The sequence below is a fragment of the Methylophaga sp. genome (assembly GCF_965655755.1).
Lineage (GTDB): Bacteria > Pseudomonadota > Gammaproteobacteria > Nitrosococcales > Methylophagaceae > Methylophaga.
Window position 1 is genome coordinate 27,177 of the sequence record NZ_CBFHHW010000005.1, and the last position, 17,146, is coordinate 44,322.

18 protein-coding genes are annotated in these 17,146 nt (G+C 46.3%); 11 read left to right on the forward strand and 7 right to left on the reverse strand.

Annotation, left to right across the window (positions count from 1 at the left end):
• The 4 genes from ACTF5U_RS02975 to ACTF5U_RS02990 form a co-directional block, all read right to left on the reverse strand.
• A partial coding sequence (locus ACTF5U_RS02975; RefSeq protein ID WP_438970153.1) for an ATP-binding cassette domain-containing protein occupies positions 1 to 675 on the reverse strand: 675 nt, incomplete at its 3' end.
• Positions 676 to 677: 2 nt separating this feature from the next.
• Positions 678 to 2,567 carry an ATP-binding cassette domain-containing protein gene (locus ACTF5U_RS02980; protein ID WP_438970154.1) on the reverse strand — a complete coding sequence of 630 codons (1,890 nt, stop codon included), beginning with the start codon at positions 2,565 to 2,567 and terminating at the stop codon, positions 678 to 680.
• A gap of 40 nt (positions 2,568 to 2,607) precedes the next feature.
• The gene (gene ung, locus ACTF5U_RS02985) at positions 2,608 to 3,300 is read right to left on the reverse strand and encodes a uracil-DNA glycosylase (RefSeq protein WP_438970234.1); all 693 of its coding nucleotides are present in this window, start codon (positions 3,298 to 3,300) and stop codon (positions 2,608 to 2,610) included.
• A gap of 138 nt (positions 3,301 to 3,438) precedes the next feature.
• A complete protein-coding gene (locus ACTF5U_RS02990) occupies positions 3,439 to 3,885 on the reverse strand; it encodes a Spy/CpxP family protein refolding chaperone (protein ID WP_438970155.1) in 447 nt (148 codons plus the stop codon).
• Positions 3,886 to 4,069: 184 nt separating this feature from the next.
• Here ACTF5U_RS02990 and ACTF5U_RS02995 point away from each other — a divergent pair, with 184 nt between their 5' ends.
• The 7 genes from ACTF5U_RS02995 (at position 4,070) to ACTF5U_RS03025 (ending at position 9,723) form a co-directional block, all read left to right on the forward strand.
• Positions 4,070 to 4,756, forward strand: a complete 687-nt coding sequence (locus tag ACTF5U_RS02995; protein WP_438970156.1) for a response regulator transcription factor — start codon at positions 4,070 to 4,072, stop codon at positions 4,754 to 4,756.
• A gap of 2 nt (positions 4,757 to 4,758) precedes the next feature.
• The gene (locus ACTF5U_RS03000; RefSeq protein WP_438970157.1) at positions 4,759 to 6,120 is read left to right on the forward strand and encodes an ATP-binding protein; all 1,362 of its coding nucleotides are present in this window, start codon (positions 4,759 to 4,761) and stop codon (positions 6,118 to 6,120) included.
• Between the two features lie 302 nt (positions 6,121 to 6,422).
• Positions 6,423 to 6,821 (forward strand): peptide-methionine (R)-S-oxide reductase MsrB, encoded by a 399-nt coding sequence (msrB, locus tag ACTF5U_RS03005; protein WP_438970235.1) that lies wholly within the window; start codon positions 6,423 to 6,425, stop codon positions 6,819 to 6,821.
• Positions 6,808 to 7,065, forward strand: coding sequence for a GIY-YIG nuclease family protein (locus ACTF5U_RS03010; RefSeq protein WP_438970158.1), 258 nt, complete (start codon positions 6,808 to 6,810; stop codon positions 7,063 to 7,065). The genes msrB and ACTF5U_RS03010 overlap by 14 nt, the downstream gene beginning before the upstream one ends.
• A gap of 67 nt (positions 7,066 to 7,132) precedes the next feature.
• Entirely contained in the window at positions 7,133 to 8,728 is a 1,596-nt protein-coding gene (locus ACTF5U_RS03015; protein ID WP_438970159.1) for an ABC-F family ATPase, read from the forward strand.
• Between the two features lie 79 nt (positions 8,729 to 8,807).
• Positions 8,808 to 9,377, forward strand: a complete 570-nt coding sequence (locus tag ACTF5U_RS03020) for a BPSL1445 family SYLF domain-containing lipoprotein (RefSeq protein WP_438970160.1) — start codon at positions 8,808 to 8,810, stop codon at positions 9,375 to 9,377.
• A gap of 1 nt (position 9,378) precedes the next feature.
• Positions 9,379 to 9,723 carry an ASCH domain-containing protein gene (locus ACTF5U_RS03025; RefSeq protein ID WP_438970161.1) on the forward strand — a complete coding sequence of 115 codons (345 nt, stop codon included), beginning with the start codon at positions 9,379 to 9,381 and terminating at the stop codon, positions 9,721 to 9,723.
• Between the two features lies 1 nt (position 9,724).
• Here the strand turns inward: ACTF5U_RS03025 and ACTF5U_RS03030 are convergent, their stop codons facing one another.
• On the reverse strand, positions 9,725 to 11,146 hold the full coding sequence (locus tag ACTF5U_RS03030) for a dihydrolipoyl dehydrogenase (RefSeq protein WP_438970162.1): 1,422 nt from the start codon (positions 11,144 to 11,146) through the stop codon (positions 9,725 to 9,727).
• Between the two features lie 18 nt (positions 11,147 to 11,164).
• Complete coding sequence (locus ACTF5U_RS03035) at positions 11,165 to 11,374, reverse strand: dodecin (protein WP_438970163.1); 210 nt, start codon at positions 11,372 to 11,374, stop codon at positions 11,165 to 11,167.
• Between the two features lie 220 nt (positions 11,375 to 11,594).
• Here ACTF5U_RS03035 and ACTF5U_RS03040 point away from each other — a divergent pair, with 220 nt between their 5' ends.
• From ACTF5U_RS03040 to def, 4 genes are all read left to right on the forward strand, one after another.
• On the forward strand, positions 11,595 to 13,421 hold the full coding sequence (locus tag ACTF5U_RS03040; RefSeq protein ID WP_438970164.1) for a DEAD/DEAH box helicase: 1,827 nt from the start codon (positions 11,595 to 11,597) through the stop codon (positions 13,419 to 13,421).
• Positions 13,422 to 13,518: 97 nt separating this feature from the next.
• Positions 13,519 to 14,748, forward strand: coding sequence for a nucleoside recognition domain-containing protein (locus ACTF5U_RS03045; RefSeq protein WP_438970165.1), 1,230 nt, complete (start codon positions 13,519 to 13,521; stop codon positions 14,746 to 14,748).
• 156 nt (positions 14,749 to 14,904) lie between these two features.
• A complete protein-coding gene (locus tag ACTF5U_RS03050; protein WP_438970166.1) occupies positions 14,905 to 15,543 on the forward strand; it encodes a 2OG-Fe(II) oxygenase in 639 nt (212 codons plus the stop codon).
• Positions 15,540 to 16,076 (forward strand): peptide deformylase, encoded by a 537-nt coding sequence (gene def, locus ACTF5U_RS03055; RefSeq protein ID WP_438970167.1) that lies wholly within the window; start codon positions 15,540 to 15,542, stop codon positions 16,074 to 16,076. The genes ACTF5U_RS03050 and def overlap by 4 nt, the downstream gene beginning before the upstream one ends.
• Before the next feature lie 4 nt (positions 16,077 to 16,080).
• On the opposite strand, the gene ACTF5U_RS03060 is transcribed toward def, so the two are convergent.
• A complete protein-coding gene (locus ACTF5U_RS03060) occupies positions 16,081 to 17,139 on the reverse strand; it encodes a DUF3549 family protein (protein WP_438970168.1) in 1,059 nt (352 codons plus the stop codon).
• Between the last annotated feature and the right edge of the window lie 7 nt (positions 17,140 to 17,146).

The window sequence follows — 17,146 nt, forward strand, 5'->3', positions numbered from 1 at the left end:
TTGCACGATACGAGTGGCTAATGCCTGAAGAAACATTCTGTCATGGGTGATAAACAATAAAGTGCCACCATAACTTTTCAGAAAGCCTTCCAACCAGGTGATGGATTCAATATCCAAGTGGTTGGTTGGCTCATCAAGCAACAAAATATCAGGTTGTTTTACCAACGCCTGCGCCAGAAGCACACGGCGTTTTTTACCTCCGGAGAGGCTGTCAAAATCGGTATCTGCATCCAGTGACAAACGCGAAATGACTGTTTCTACACGCTGCTCCATTGACCAGCCATCAATCGCTTCCAGTTTGTGCTGGGCTTTTTCAAGCTTATCCAGTAAGGCCTCTGAGCTGTCAGTTTCCAGTTGATGCACGATATGATGGTATTCCACCAATAAAGGCGCTATCTCACCGAGTCCTTCAGCCACCACATCAAACACTTTACCATGAGTACCAATCGGAACTTCCTGCTCCAGACGGGCAATTTTGATTTCCTGCGTACCCATCATTTCACCGGAATCGGCTTTAATTTCCCCGGCAATCAGTTTCATCAGGGTCGACTTACCGGCACCATTGCGGCCTACCAGACAGACACGTTCGCCCCGGTCCAGTTGAAAATCGACTTTGTCTAATAGATTGGGGCCGCCATAACTGACGGTAATTTGTTTTAATGACAGTAATGCCACACTTATTCTCCAGCAGCTTGGGCTGCTTCTAGTTGTTCACTGGCCTCAAACCAATTCATTTCGGCTTGTTCCAGTTGTGTTTTAAGATCCGCTTGTTGTTGTAACAAGGTTTTGAGTTTATCTTTCGCTTCTTCGGTATAGAGCGTGTTATCGGCTAACTCAAACTCCAGCTTAGTTAATGCAGCAGTGAGCTTATCCATTTGCTTTTCTGCATTTTTTACGACATTGCGTAATGGTTGTAATTTTTGCCGTTGCTCAGCAGCAACTTTACGATCCTGCTTTTTTGTATTGATCGTATTGGCTGTGTCAGCTTTTTGTGGTTTGTCTTTATTAAGTAGCCACTGGCGATAATCATCCAAATCCCCATCAAAGCTTTTCGCTTCACCATGCGATACCAGCCACAAATCATCTGTGACGGTACGCAGTAAATGTCTGTCATGCGAGACCACCACCAGCGCCCCTTCAAACTCCTGTAGCGCAACAGTCAATGCCAGGCGCATTTCCAAATCAAGGTGATTGGTCGGTTCATCCAGCAGTAATACGGCAGGCCGTTGATACACCAGAATGGCTAACACCAGTCGGGCTTTTTCACCACCGGAAAACGGTGCAACTCGCTCGAGAGCTTTGTCTCCATGAAAGCCAAACCCACCCAGGAAATTACGTAAATCCTGTTCACTCGCCTGTTTGTCGAGTCTTTGCAGATGATTCAACGGCGTGTCATCTGTGCGAAGCTGTTCAAGTTGATGCTGCGCAAAATAGCCGATACGAATATCCTTGGCTTCTTTACGTTTGCCACTCATGGGTTCGAGCGAACCGGCGATTAGTTTAATCAGCGTCGACTTACCCGCGCCATTCGGCCCCAATAAACCAATACGATCGCCCGGTGCCAAGTTGAGCTTGATTTGGCTGATTAATGGGGTATCAGTATAACCTACAGACGCTTTATCTAACGCTAATAAAGGCACGGTAAGTCGTGTTGGTTTCAAAAACTCAAAATGAAAAGGTGAATCCACATGCGCAGGGGCAATCAGCTCCATGCGTTCTAACGCTTTGACACGGCTTTGGGCCTGTTTGGCCTTGGTAGCTTTGGCTTTAAAACGGGTAACAAAACTCCGCATATGCGCAATCTCGCGTTGTTGCTTTTGATGCGCGGCCTGTTGGTTTGCCAGATGTTCGGCTCGCGCCAGCTCAAAATCTGAGTAATTACCGGTATAAAGTTTGATTCGTTGGTGTTCGATGTGCGCCACATGGGTGACCACGCGGTCCAGAAAGTCACGATCATGAGAAATAACGATCAGTGTACCGGAATAATTTCTGAGCCATTCTTCCAGCCAGTAAACCGCTTCGAGATCAAGATGGTTAGTCGGCTCATCGAGTAATAAAAGATCAGAACGACACATTAAAGCCTGTGCCAGATTGAGTCGCATCCGCCAGCCACCTGAAAAATCAGTAACTGGTTTGGTTTCCTGCTCTGCATCAAAGCCCAGCCCATGCATTAATTTTCCCGCTCGGCTATTGGCGGTATAGGCGTCTATTGCGGCCAATTTATCGTGCAACTCACTTTGCCTGTGGCCGTCATTTCTGGATTCAGCATCTGCCAGCTCAGCATTCAGGCGGGTAAGTTCTTCGTCACCCTGAAGTACATACTCAATGGCAGGAATAGCCACCGCTGGGGTTTCCTGAGCCACGTAAGCAGTCGTCCAGGCTTCTGGTATGGTGACCTCGCCGGTATCGGCATGCAGCTGATCCCGCAACATCGCGAACAAGCTCGACTTACCTGTACCATTCGCCCCGGTTAAACCAATTCGTTGGCCCGGATGAATAATAAGGTTGGCGGATTCAAACAGCAGGCGGGTACCACGCCTTAAAGATACCTGGTTCAGTTTTATCATGGCGCGAATTGTATCAAGGCCAAAGCCTCAATATCAGGGTTTATTCTGAGTCAGGGTTTTCAGGTAATTGCCAATTTATAGGGGAAGCCCCGTGTTGTTGCAGGTAAGTGTTTGCCTGACTGAAATGCTTGCAGCCCAAAAAGCCACGATGCGCGGACAATGGAGAAGGATGCGGCGCTTTCAACACTAAGTGTTTCTGCGGATCAATCGCACTACCTTTTTTCTGGGCGTAACTGCCCCACAGCATAAACACCACATTGTTGCATTGTTGATTAATCGTGTTGATTACTTTATCGGTAAACTGCTCCCACCCTTTCCCTTGGTGAGCATTCGCTTTGGAGTCTTCCACAGTCAACACCGCATTCAGTAGTAGTACGCCCTGCTTTGCCCAGCTTTCCAGATAACCGTGAGATACCGGTTTAATGCCCAGATCATTATGGAGTTCTTTATAGATGTTCATCAGCGAAGGCGGCGTTTTGACTCCGGGTTTGACGGAAAAACATAATCCATGTGCCTGCCCCGGTTGGTGGTAGGGATCTTGGCCGAGGATCACGACTTTAACCTGATCCAACGGTGTCATTTCCAGCGCATGGAACCAGTTACTGGAATGGGGGTAAATAATTTTATGGTTCTGCTTTTCCTGTTGGAGGAATTGTTTCAATTCAACCATATAAGGCGCGGTAAACTCCTGATCGAGTACCTGTTGCCAACTGGGTGCCTTTTCCAGAACCATCATTCTGCCTTTACTGATCTAAAGGTAATGATGATAACCAATCCTGTCGTTTATTGTCCTGCCTACTTGTCGAAAAAATGCAGCAGCTCCCTCCGGCTTCGGGAAAGGAGAGGATTGGAGGGAGCTGTGCACAAGCGATTAATGGCGCATTTTTTGTTTATATTCCGCCATTTTTTGTTCCAGCGTTTTCTGCTGTTCAGAAGTTAAAACATTGAACACGTGATGATGAAATCGGGCAGAATCCATTGCATGTGCTTTCTTCATTGCCATAGATTTATCCACTGCCTGTTCCAAAGCCACCTCATCAAGCGTTTCCGCTTGGGTTAACGTTTTAATAGCTTTTTTGTTTTCCCAATATTCGGCTTTGCCAGATTGTTTATCGCTATGACGTTTTGCCATAAGCGCTTTGATCTGCGCTTTCTGAGTATCGGTTAAGTCCATATCACGAAGATAGAAAGGCACATCCCCGCCCTTTTTATGCTTCATATGCTGATGTGCGTCAGCACATTGCTTGGGGCTATCCTCAGAGGGCATCGCCACAGCAGCCAGAGGAATCATGCTCAGTAAAATAAATAATTTACGCATCTTTAAATCTCCTTGAAATAAGTCAATCCGGTTAAGCCGGTGTGCTCAAAACACGCTGCCAGTATCAGCCACAAAGGCGTAAAGAAACGTTAGCAGAAGGTAAAAATAGGTAAAGGTCTTATCTGTTCTCTGGTTTGCCTGTGTACATAGCGCTATGATTGCCCCATGAATCAAGGAGATAGATGTGGCGAATGTACTGATTATCGATGATGATATAGAGCTGGCAGAGTTGTTCCAAGACTATCTGCAACAGGAAGACTTTGTCGTTGAAACGGTCTTTACTGGACAGGAAGGTCTTGATGCCGCTTTAAACACGCCCTTTGATCTCATCATCCTTGATATGATGCTGCCCGATATTAAAGGCACTGACATCTTAATCAAGATACGACAGGAGAGCCTGATCCCGGTGTTAATGTTTACTGCAAAAGGGGATGATATCGACCGCATTATTGGGCTTGAATCGGGCGCTGATGATTATGTGCCCAAACCCTGCACGCCACGGGAGTTGGTGGCCAGGATAAGAGCGATCCTGCGTCGTACGGAACACAAAGCACAGGCCAAAAGTGAACATTATCTGGATATCGGTCCACTCAAGCTGTGGACCTCGCAACGAAAAGTCACTTGGTTTGATCAGAAACTGGATCTGACCAGCACCGAATTCAATCTATTAGAAGTATTGGCACGCCAGGCGGGTCAAGTCGTCAGTAAAAATCAATTGTCTGAAAAAGCGTTAGGTCGCCCTTTAGCACGGTTTGACAGAAGTATCGATGTGCACATGAGCAGTATCAGACAAAAACTAGCGAAACAAGCAGAAGGTCACCAATACATCCAGACCATTCGGGGTCAGGGTTATCAATTGATTAAAGAGTAATTATGGGACGTTTATTCTGGAAATTTTTCTTCAGCTTCTGGCTGACTTTGCTTATCACGGCGGTTAGTGCCGGCACATTTGTTTGGTTAAAAAGTGCAGCTAACCATGATGATGATTTAGGCACGCTGAAACTGCTCGATCACCGAGGCATATCCTATGTCATGGTTGCGGCTGACATCGCTAAAACACAGGGTAAAAATGCCCTGCAGAACTTTCTACAACAACTCGAACAAGCCAATATGACCAATGTTATGGCGGTCAACACAGAGCAACAGGATATCCTGGGACGCTCCGTCGATCTGGCGACATTAAACCATGCTAGACAGCTTTTCGAGCGAGGAAAACGCCGTATTGTTGAGCGGGTCACACTCACAGACACATCCTTATTGCTCTATGTACCTCTGGCTGAGCCCGAACCCCTGCATTACTTTAAAAAAAGCTGGGTTTTAAAACATTTACCAGTGCTCTTAATGATTGTTTCAGCGCTCTTTGCCAGCTTCTTATTCAGTGCCTTACTAGCGTGGTATTTCACCCGCCCCATTCGCCACCTAAAACAAGCATTCAGTGAAGTGGCTGAAGGTAAATTAGATACTCGTGTCAGTCAGGCCATGGGGAACCGACAGGATGAGCTCGCGGATTTGGGTAAAAACTTTGACTTTATGACCAGTAAAATCGATGCCCTTGTTAAAGGACAGCGTCAGTTGTTGCATGATGTCTCGCATGAATTGCGTTCTCCCTTAGCGCGAATGCAGGCAGCCATAGGTATTGCGCAACAACAACCTGGAAAAGTTGAATCTATCCTGACACGTTTAGATCGTGAAGCTGAACGGATCAGTGACCTGGTCGGTGAATTATTGCTTATTTCGCGGATGGAAACAGGTGTCGAATATGGTCAGAAAACGGATGTCGATATTGCCGCTCTAGTAGATGAAATTGTGAAAGACGCACATTTCGAAGCAGAACATAAGTCAGTCTCTATTGAGCTTCAACACAATGAAGATATTACTCTGCACGGACAGCAGGAACTGTTACACCGCGCCATTGAAAACGTCATCCGCAATGCCATTAAATTCAGTGATACGGGAGATACGATTCATATTCGATCGCAACGTGATTTTTCTGACTCGTATATGGAAATTACAGTAGAGGATGAAGGACCGGGTGTCCCGGAAGCCGATTTGGCAGATCTGTTTCGACCTTTTTTCCGTGGCAGTCAAATGCAGAGGAAAGATGGCATTGGTCTGGGACTGACTATCGCACAACAAGCAACTACGGCTCATGGCGGTCAAATTCTCGCAGAAAACCGTTCTGAAGGTGGCTTACGTATGATTATCCGCTTACCAATGCAACACTTAACTCACTGAATTAAATAACAAAATCTTTACGTAATGCAAAATAAATGACTCTTTTCTCTTTTTAATGTTGCAAACATAAATAACAATCATTATTATTTATAACCGATGGAGACGTAACGCCTTGATCGCGAGCGATTTACACCTCCCTCTCTCTTAAACCTGAAAACCGAGTTTGTTGCCAGCCTTGTGCTGGCAACTTTTTTCAACCTTTTACATTTTTTTCATCGTTTATTTCTGAACGCTTATTGCTGATTTTTTGAACAGCATTGCCTACAATGACTGCAGATATAGCAATAGAATTGATGAAAACCATGTCAGATAAAGTTGTAAAAACTGACTCTCAATGGCGAGAGCAACTCACCGAAGAGCAATTTCGTGTTACCCGTAAGGCTGGCACAGAACCGCCTTTCTCGGGATCCTACACGGATCATACAGACGATGGCATTTACCGTTGCATTTGTTGTAATGAACCGCTCTTCACGTCAGAAACCAAGTTTCATTCCGGTTGTGGCTGGCCCAGTTTCTCAGCGCAGATCGATCAAGGTGCCATTACCCATCACGTAGATTATAGTCATGGTATGGATCGTACAGAAGTCCGCTGCCATAAGTGTGATGCACATTTAGGTCATGTCTTTGATGATGGACCCGCTCCCACAGGGCTTCGCTACTGTATCAATTCCGTCGCTTTGGATTTTGATGACAAAAACTGAGTGGTTCGTCTATATCATCGAAGCTGATAACGGCAAACTCTACACGGGTATTACCACCGACATCGAACGTCGCTTTAAACAACACCAATCCCATAGCGGTGGCGCACGTTTTTTCCATACCAGCCAGGCTAAAAAACTGGTTTACCAAGAAATGCAACCAGATCGCAGCACAGCTTCCAAACGTGAGGCATCGATAAAGAAACTCTCCAGAAAAGCCAAACTTACCCTTATCTCGCAGGGCTAACATCATGTATAATGGTGGGTTTTTCGCGTCGTTCCCGCTCGACCTCATCTAAGACAGGACTATCTTCTTGCTAAGTACAGCCAATATCACCATGCAATTCGGGGCAAAACCCCTGTTTGAAAATGTATCCGTCAAATTCGGTGACGGTAACCGCTACGGTCTCATCGGGGCGAATGGTTGTGGTAAGTCCACGTTCATGAAAATCCTGTCCGGTGAACTGGAACCCAGCTCCGGTAATATTAACCGGGACGTTAACGAATCCTTCGCTGTTTTAAAACAGGATCAATTCGCATACGAAGATCAGCGTGTTATTGATGTCGTTATCATGGGTCAGCCAGAACTATGGGAGGTCCATAAAGAACGTGATCGTATCTATAGTCTGCCGGAAATGAGTGAAGAAGATGGCCTCAAAGTCGCTGAACTGGAAGGTCAGTATGCAGAACTTGATGGTTATACAGCCGAGGCACGCGCAGGTGAATTGTTGCTGGGTGTCGGCATTCCAGTAGAACAGCATTACGGCCCTATGAGTGAAATCGCCCCGGGTTGGAAACTCCGAATCTTACTGACACAGGTATTGTTTGCTGAACCTGACATCATGTTGCTGGATGAACCTACCAACCATCTGGATATCAATACTATCCGTTGGCTGGAAGATATTCTCAACCAACGTAACAGCACCATGATCATCATTTCACATGATCGTCACTTTCTGAATAGTGTGTGTACCCATATGGCGGATATGGATTACGGTGAACTGCGTGTTTACCCGGGTACTTATGACGACTACATGATTGCGTCAACCCAGGCACGTGAACGTCAAGTGGCTGACAATGCCAAGAAAAAAGCTCAAATTAAGGAATTGCAACAATTTGTTTCCCGTTTTTCAGCCAATGCATCGAAAGCCAAACAGGCTACATCACGTCAGAAGCAAATTGATAAAATCCAACTGGATGATATTAAACCATCCAGTCGTGTTAACCCTTTCATTCGTTTTGACCAGGAAAAGAAACTGTTTCGGAATGCATTGGAAGCGAAAAAGATCACTCAATTCTATAATGATGAATCGCCACTTTTCGAAGACTTTAGCTTTATGACTGAAGTGGGCGAACGTATTGCGATTATCGGCCCAAATGGTATTGGTAAGTCCACTCTGGTCAAGACGTTGGTGGGTGATGTAGAACCTAAAGCTGGGATTGTGAAGTGGTCAGAAAATGCCAATATTGGCTACTATGCTCAGGATCACGATCATTTATTTAAAAATGATATGACACTGTTTGAGTGGATGTCGCAATGGGGCGGACCCGATGATGACGAACAGGTTATTCGCGGTACGCTGGGACGTTTATTGTTTTCAGGTCACATGATTGATAAAAAGGTTAATGTACTGTCGGGTGGCGAAAAAGGTCGTATGCTATTCGGAAAACTTATTCTGCAACGCCCTAATATTCTGATCATGGATGAACCGACCAACCATATGGATATGGAATCTATCGAATCATTAAACATGGCGCTGGAAAATTACAAAGGCACACTGTTTTTTGTCAGCCATGACCGGGAATTTGTGTCATCACTGGCAACCCGTATCTTTGATATGGAAGCCGAAGGCATTACCGACTTCCATGGCAGTTACGATAAGTACCTGCAAAGCTTGGGGATTAATTGATACTCAACGAATAACAGATGATAACAGTCTGTTTTTCATGCTAATGTAGCGATAACATTCGACGTAAGAGAATATTGCTATGAAGCAACTGCCAAAACACCTAGCCGGGAAATGGGCCATTTTAGTCTCTTGTCTGGGTTTGCTCTTTTTTGTGAGTCCCGCTGTCACCATGGCTGCCTCGGCGACAGAAATTGATATCGGCGTTAATGAAACACTCAAAAAGTTTCAGAAAGAAGTTTCCGGTGGTAGTGAATTTTTACAACGCGCCCATGGCGTGTTGGTATTCCCTAAAGTCATCAAAGCAGGCTTTGGTATCGGTGGCGAGTACGGAGAAGGCGCTTTACAAATCAATGGTGAAACCGTTGATTATTACAGCACTGCTGCGGCTTCCATCGGCTTGCAACTAGGTGCCCAAAGCAAGTCTTTAGTTGTCGTGTTTCTGGCGTCTGACTCACTGAAATACTTCCGCAACAGCAAAGGTTGGAAAGCCGGTGTTGATGGTTCGGTTGCTGTAGTCGAGTGGGGTGCCGGTGAAGACATTAATACCATTGATATAGAAGACCCGATTGTTGGATTTGTTTTCAGTAATAAAGGATTGATGTTTAATCTGACGCTGGAAGGTTCAAAATTCACACGTCTTAATAAGTGACATGACGCAGCAACATCTAAATTACCCAGCCAAGACCTGTGAAATTGATCGGCTGGTCACGCATGATCGTCTGGTAGATGCCGCTCTGAAAGGCTCCAAAACACAACAACGGCGTAACGGTGTTTATGGTTATCCGGGAGAAAGGTTCGATTTAAATCAGGAAACCTTCGTCATTACTGCCCTGGAACGACAATCGCTGGGTAATATGACGGAGCAGGATGCTCAGGCTGAAGGTTTCCCGAATCTTGAAATGTACAAACAGCTGATCATCAGCATGCATGGGGGTATGGACTGGAACGATACACATCAGGTCTGGGTTCACAGCTTCAAGAAACAATCAGCCTAGTTCAATCCAGCGCCTCAGAATCAAACGCCTCGCATCTCGATAAATCAAAGGGGATATTCGAGCTCATCTGGCTTTGCAGTTCGCGTAATGCGGTGCGCATACCCTCTTCCAATACCGGATGATAAATCGGCATCCTCAAAATTTCTTCGATGGTTAATTTCTGCTCAATTGCGAGTGCCAACAGATGAACCATGTGCTCTGCCGCGGGAACAGCCATTTCTGCACCGATAAGACGCTCACTGCTCTTGTCGGCATAGAGTCGCATCAAACCCGTATTACGTTGCCCGGCACGGGCTCGTCCCTGATCCTGATAATCGACCTGCCCGATCAGGGTATTTGCTAAATCGCAGTCTTCAAATTTCTTTCCGACACTGGCTACCTCGGGATCGCAAAAGACAATTTGCAGGGATGTTCTTCGCCGGAAAGCATCGATCGACTGAGAAGCAGCGTTATGTCCTGCTATGCGCCCTTCATCCGCTACTTCATGAAGCAGCATACTGTGAGCGCCTGCATCACCGGCTATAAAAACAGGTAAGTCTGCTAGCTGCATTGTTTGGGGATTAATGTCAGGTATCCCATTAGCATCCAATGGCACGCCAAGGTTTTCCAAACCAATATTATCCAGGTTTGGTTGCCGTCCTACTGCAGCTAAGACCTGATCGACTTCGAAGACGGCATCACCAACAGTGACTTCAACGCCGGTCTGGGTCTTGCTCAACTCGGCTTCTTGTCCTAGATACAGGTCGTATTCCCTGTTCAATATCTGGATTAAATCCTGATTCACCACCGGATCCGTCAACCCAGCGACTTGCTCAATCGTTGACACCGCAGAAACTCTAATGCCGAGTCGGGATAGGGCTTGTGCCATCTCAACACCTATTGCTCCCATGCCAATAACAGCTATATGCGACTTTAAATCAGGCTGCTCAAACAAATTATCCGTTGTCAGTAATTTATCACCCAGCATATTCCATGCTTCAGGAACAACTGGTCTCGACCCGGTGGCAATAATTATTTTTTTACATTCAATTAACTGCCCATTCACTTCCACACGATTGGGAGATTTAACTATCGCTTTGCCAGAGATATTTTTGCTGCCGAGTGCGTCAACGGTATCCAGCACACTCGACACATAATAGTCACGCAGCTCTCGAACACGCTTAAATACGGCAGCGATATCTATTTCAAGCTTTTCAGCCTGACGAATACCAAACGCTTCAAAGCTGTGCCTTCGATGAAAAGCGTTAGCCGCTTCAATTAATAACTTCGAAGGCATGCATCCGACACGGGCGCAGGTTGTGCCATACGATCCAGCATTGACCAGTAAATACTGATCAGTCTGTTTTTGAACTTCTTTTATGGCGGCCAATCCAGCCGACCCCGCGCCGATAACAACGATATCTGTGCTAATTGATAGGGTCATATTTTAGCTACGGTTATTTTAGTCTTCGATACGAAACCCGATCTTGATAGTCACTTGCCAGTATTTAACGCCGCCCGCCTCAATGTAACCCCGGGTCTCAATGACTTCGAACCAATCCATATGTTTGATCGTTTCAGACGCTTTCGTGATCGCATTCTGGATCGCCTGATCAGAGCCCTCCATTGAGCTACCGGTTAATTCAATCAGTTTGTAGGTATGATCGCTCATAGTTATCTCCTTGTTTTAATGCAAACTTCAAATTACATATCTAAATAGTACTGTGTTACGCCCATAATAAAGCCTATTCGCCAACTGTTTCCAGCCCTAGTCAATAGTTGAATAAATTAATGATTTTTATATCTTTTAATGGTAAAGAGTTGTATAATTGACCGTTTACCATCTCGCTTCTCAGTTTTGCGTTCAAAAACTGACTTTCACAGGTTTCACCATGTCCACAGAACAACCCGTTTCTATCCCCTCATTTGATGAGTTGGGAATAGCGCCTGCTATTGTCAAAGCCATTAAGGAGGCCGGTTATGAAACACCCTCTCCGATCCAAGCTCAAAGTATTTCTCCCCTGTTGGAAGGTCGTGATTTATTGGGGCAAGCACAAACCGGTACCGGTAAAACTGCGGCGTTCTCGCTGCCATTGCTGAGCCGTCTGGATAACCGCCAGAAAACACCACAGATGTTGGTGCTTACACCGACCCGGGAACTCGCTATTCAGGTTGCCGAGGCCATTCAAGGCTATGGTCGTCATATTAAAAATTTCCATGTTTTGCCGATTTATGGTGGCCAAAGCATGGGGATTCAATTGCGTCAGTTACAACGTAACCCACAGGTTATCGTCGGTACACCTGGCCGTATTCTGGATCATATCCGTCGCGGCAAACTGGAATTAGAAAACCTCCGTTCTCTGGTACTGGATGAAGCGGATGAAATGCTGCGCATGGGGTTTATCGACGATGTCGAAACCATCTTGCAGGAAACGCCAAAAGAACGTCAGGTAGCGTTGTTTTCAGCGACTATGCCAAAACCTATCCATCGGGTAGCCCAACGCTACCTGAAAGATCCGGTTGAAGTGCATATCAAATCGAAGACTTCGACGGTTGATACGATTAACCAGCGTTACTGGCAAGTCACCGGCCTACATAAGCTCGATGCACTGACCCGTATTCTGGAAGTGGAAGAATTCGATGGCATGATCATTTTCGTGCGCACCAAAAATTCTACAGTCGACCTGGCTGAAAAACTGGAAGCACGTGGTTATGCCAGCTCTCCATTGAATGGTGATATGAATCAGGCTTTACGTGAAAAGACGATTGCCAGAATGAAGGCAGGCAAGATAGATATTCTGGTCGCTACCGATGTAGCAGCACGTGGTCTGGATATTGAGCGTATGAGCCACGTCGTCAACTATGATATCCCTTATGATACTGAATCATATGTCCATCGTATTGGCAGAACTGGTCGTGCGGGTCGTAAAGGTGAAGCGATTTTGTTTGTTGCTCCGCGCGAAAAACGTATGTTAGGCGCGATTGAAAAAGCGACACGTCAAAATATCACCCGTATGCAATTGCCAAGCAGTGAAGATATTGCCGATCGTCGTGTAATATCATTCAAACAGCAAGTAACAGAAACCATCGAATCTCAGGATTTAACATTCTTTGAAAAGCTGATTGCACAATATCAGGAAGAACATAACGCGGATCCCATTGAAATGGCAGCTGCTTTAGCATTCCTGGTTCAAAAAAACCGTCCAATAAACCCTGTCAGCCACGTGAGTGAGCGTAAGCAAGCAAAAGAACGCCCAGAGCGGGAACTGCGTCCAAATAAACGTGAGACACGCTCCGATCGCCCGGAACGTGCTCCACGCGCGGAACGAGCGCCGCGGTCACGTGAAAAGCACACCCCTGAAGAAGGGATGAGAACGTACCGGGTTGAAGTGGGTTCTGAGCATAATGTTGAACCCAAGCACCTGGTCGGTGCGATTGCCAACGAGGCAGGACTTGAAAGTCAGCTTATTGGTCGTATTTCAATTATGGATGACCACAGTTTTGTTGACTTGCCTGATGGTATGCCAAAAGACATTTTCCAACACCTGCGTAAAGTCTGGGTCAATCAGCATCAATTGCAGATCAGCATGCCTGATAGCAAACCTGACGCAATGGAAAAACCAGCAAGACCCGCACGTCAAAAACCGGGCAGAACTAAAAAGCGTCCTGCTGTTGCCGCTAAAAAACGGTTATCAAAAGGCAGGCAAAATCAGTCATAAACAATACTGAACAACTTGTCTCATCAGGCCCGACAAAGTTCGGGCCTGATTTTTTCTACTGCTTTCTCAATTAGATCAGTCGTGCCACAATAACGGCATGCTGAATATAATCTGGATTGCCTTTTTTCTGATTGCTTTTATCGTAGCGCTATTCAAGCTGTTAGTTTTAGGCGACCAGGCAATCTTCTCCCAGCTGATGGAAGCGATGTTCGCGCTTTCCAAAACCGCATTTGAAATTTCACTTGGACTGACCGGCATTCTGGCCTTGTGGCTGGGCATCATGAAAATCGGCGAACGCAGTGGTTTTGTCGACATCCTCACCCGTGGTCTCACCCCACTCTTTACCCGACTGATGCCGGAGGTGCCCAGAGATCATCCGGCTCTGGGCTCAATGGTGATGAATATCTCAGCGAATGCCTTAGGCTTGGATAACGCGGCAACGCCATTAGGCATCAAGGCAATGAAGGAACTGCAGAGTCTTAACCCATTAAAAGAGACGGCAAGCAACGCGCAGATTCTTTTTTTGGTGATTAACACCTCAGCCGTCACCTTATTCCCCGTCACGATTTTCACCTATCGTGCACAAATGGGGGCTGCCAACCCCACTGATGTGTTTATTCCTATTCTGCTCGCGACCTATATATCGACCTTTGTGGGCCTTCTCGTGGTGGCATCAGTACAAAAAATTAACCTGCTGGATCGTATCGTGATGATGTATCTGGGGGGGTTCACTCTTCTCGTCTTCGCTATATTAGGCTACTTTGCCAGTCTCAGTCAGCAAGCGATGCTGACACAGTCAGCGCTGATCAGTAATATCATTCTGTTTTCATTAGTCGCGCTGTTTATCAGTGCCGCTGCCATCAAAAAAGTGAATGCCTATGAGGCCTTCATTGAAGGTGCCAAAGAGGGCTTTCAGACTGCCGTTACCATTATTCCTTATCTGGTAGCGATGTTAGTCGCCATCGGCGTATTCAGAGCAAGCGGCGCTTTAGAGTTATTGTTTGATGGGATGCGAAGTCTGGTGATAAGCATGGGCCTGGATGACCGCTTTATTGATGCGATGCCCACCGCATTGATGAAACCATTCAGTGGCAGCGGCGCACGCGCCATGATGGTCGATACTATGCAGACCTATGGCGCCGACTCTTTCGCCGGACGATTGTCTTCCATTGTGCAGGGCAGTACTGAAACTACGTTTTACGTGCTTGCCGTTTATTTCGGCGCTGTCGGTATCAAAAATATTCGTCATGCGGTCAGTTGTGGTCTCGCTGCCGACTTTGCCGGTATTATTGCTGCTATTGGGGTTGCCTACTGGTTCTTTGGTTAAACCACAAACCAACGGAAAAATAATCTCACCCGTTTGTAAAAAAACTGCTAAATTTATCGGCCGTTCAATATCTTGCACCCCGATCAGGCTCAAGCAGTTGCTTTGCTCTCTTCCGATCAGTGTGGCGGTTTTGACTGTCCTTTGGAGACTGCATGTTTGAAAGCGCTAATTCACCCTACTGAATCGTATTACGATCTGATAGCCGATGATATTGCGGATCAGGGGTATTGTGTTTTACCGCAATTACTCGCTCCCGAGCTTAATATGGCTTTGCACCGCCGTGTCACTAAGCTGGAGCCTGATGCGTTCCAGCCCGCCGGTATCGGTCGGGAACTTGAATTTCAGTTACAACCATCCGTTCGTCGTGATGAAACCCGCTGGCTCAATGATTGTGATCCCACAGATGCTGCCTATATCGCTTTTATGGCTGAATTTCGTCTGGCCATGAATCGCCGCCTGTTTATGGGATTATTCGATTACGAATCCCATTATGCCCACTATGCCCCAGGGGCTTTCTACAAAAGGCATGTGGATGCCTTCAAAGGCCAATCTAACCGTGTACTCACTACGGTACTCTATCTCAATCCGGAATGGCAGACTAACGATGGTGGTCAGCTCTTGATCTATGGGGCTGATTCTGATCAGGTGATTCAGACTGTCGATCCGAATTTTGGCACTTTTGTTATTTTTCTCAGCGAGCAGTTTCCACATGAGGTAGTCAAAGCCCTGCGGGATCGCTACAGTATTGCAGGATGGTTCCGTTTACATGATCCTTTGCAAGCACCGGCTTTATGACAGACAACTTTGAAATACTCCAGCTTGGTCATCCTCTGTTAAGACAGACAGCCGAGCCTGTTATAAACATTCAGGCTCCCGAGTTTCAAGAGCAGCTTAAACAATTACTGACTTTTGTTATGGATAAAGGCGGAATGGGCATTGCCGCGCCACAGGTTGGACTCAGCCAACAGTTTTTTATTCTGTCTTCTCATCCAAACTCCCGTTACCCTTACGCGCCGGATGTGCCCCCATTTTTTGTGATTAACCCTGAAATCATTGAATACAGTGCTTCAATGAACAAAGACTGGGAGGGATGTCTCAGCTTACCCGGTATCCGTGCATTGGTGCCACGCTATGACACGATTCGGGTTAAATACCAGACAATCGACGGAAACAATGTTGAAGCGGATTATGAAGGTTTTCTTGCCCGCGTATTCCAGCATGAACATGATCATTTAACAGGCCATGTATTTCTGGATCGGGTGGAATCAAATCTTGATGTCATGATGGAGCAGGAATGGCAAAGACGTATTGCCAAACCTCGGAGCTAATAGGCTACTTACCGAACATCTTTCCGATAAAACGGTTTAAGTGTTGTGAACGGTTAGGATCACGTAATGCCCTCATCACCGGTTCACGCAGGTCGGGCATATACATTAAATCAGCTAATAACTGACTGAATGCGGCATAAGCAGAGCCCGAATTATTGAGTGCCAGTTGCTCGACATAGAGTTGGCATAAATGCGGCAGTTTCAACGAGCGCCATAAACGACCACTGATCGTAGCCAACACTTCAATATTTTGACTGATTTTGTGTTTAAGAACATGCGCAACCATCTGATCCACCAATCCTTGCGCCGGACTGTTTGACGCCGCGCGAAGACAGGCGCAGATCATAGGAATATTAGGTTTTTTTTCTTGCAGGTGTACATCAAGACGTTGTGCTAACACTTCGACCAGACCGATTGACGGCTGTGCATTTTCCAGAAAGGTACTCAACACATTAAAGGGTTCTTCAGGCACTTTGGGTAAGGTCCGGACTAGATCGATCGTTTCTGAACTATTATCCAGTCTGACCGCGACATCAGCCACACCCTGCATACCCAGCGTCTGCCAACTGTCCATAGGCTTACGTCCTGTGAAGTAGGCATGAGCCTCCGGATAAAACTGTGACGGATTCAACCCAAGACTGTGGGTGGATTGGGCATTGAATGCTGCCATTTTGTCTTCACGCGGGGTAAAGGTATAAGGGCTGTCTTTTAACGCGCCTTCAATCTGCTTACCATCCGCTGCAGCAAGCATGCATTCGCCAACCCGCTCAAGTAGCATCATGAGAAACTCATCACGTGCTGTTTGAATTAGCAGGCCCTGCTCATCCAGCGGAAACGTCAGAAACCAAACATAATGTTTTTCAGGTGCCTCTGGATGCCAGAAAATAACACCGAACGATGCCTTACGTTGAAATGGTAGCGGATAGGGTTTTTTAGCCCATTCAAAGTTTACAAACTCATCAGCGTTCATCTTTGTGACCCGACGGCCCATATCAAACACGCGGTACTTGGCACCGCTTTGATGCAGAAACTCACTCAGAGTCGTAATTTTAAGTTCGCTCATGGTCGTT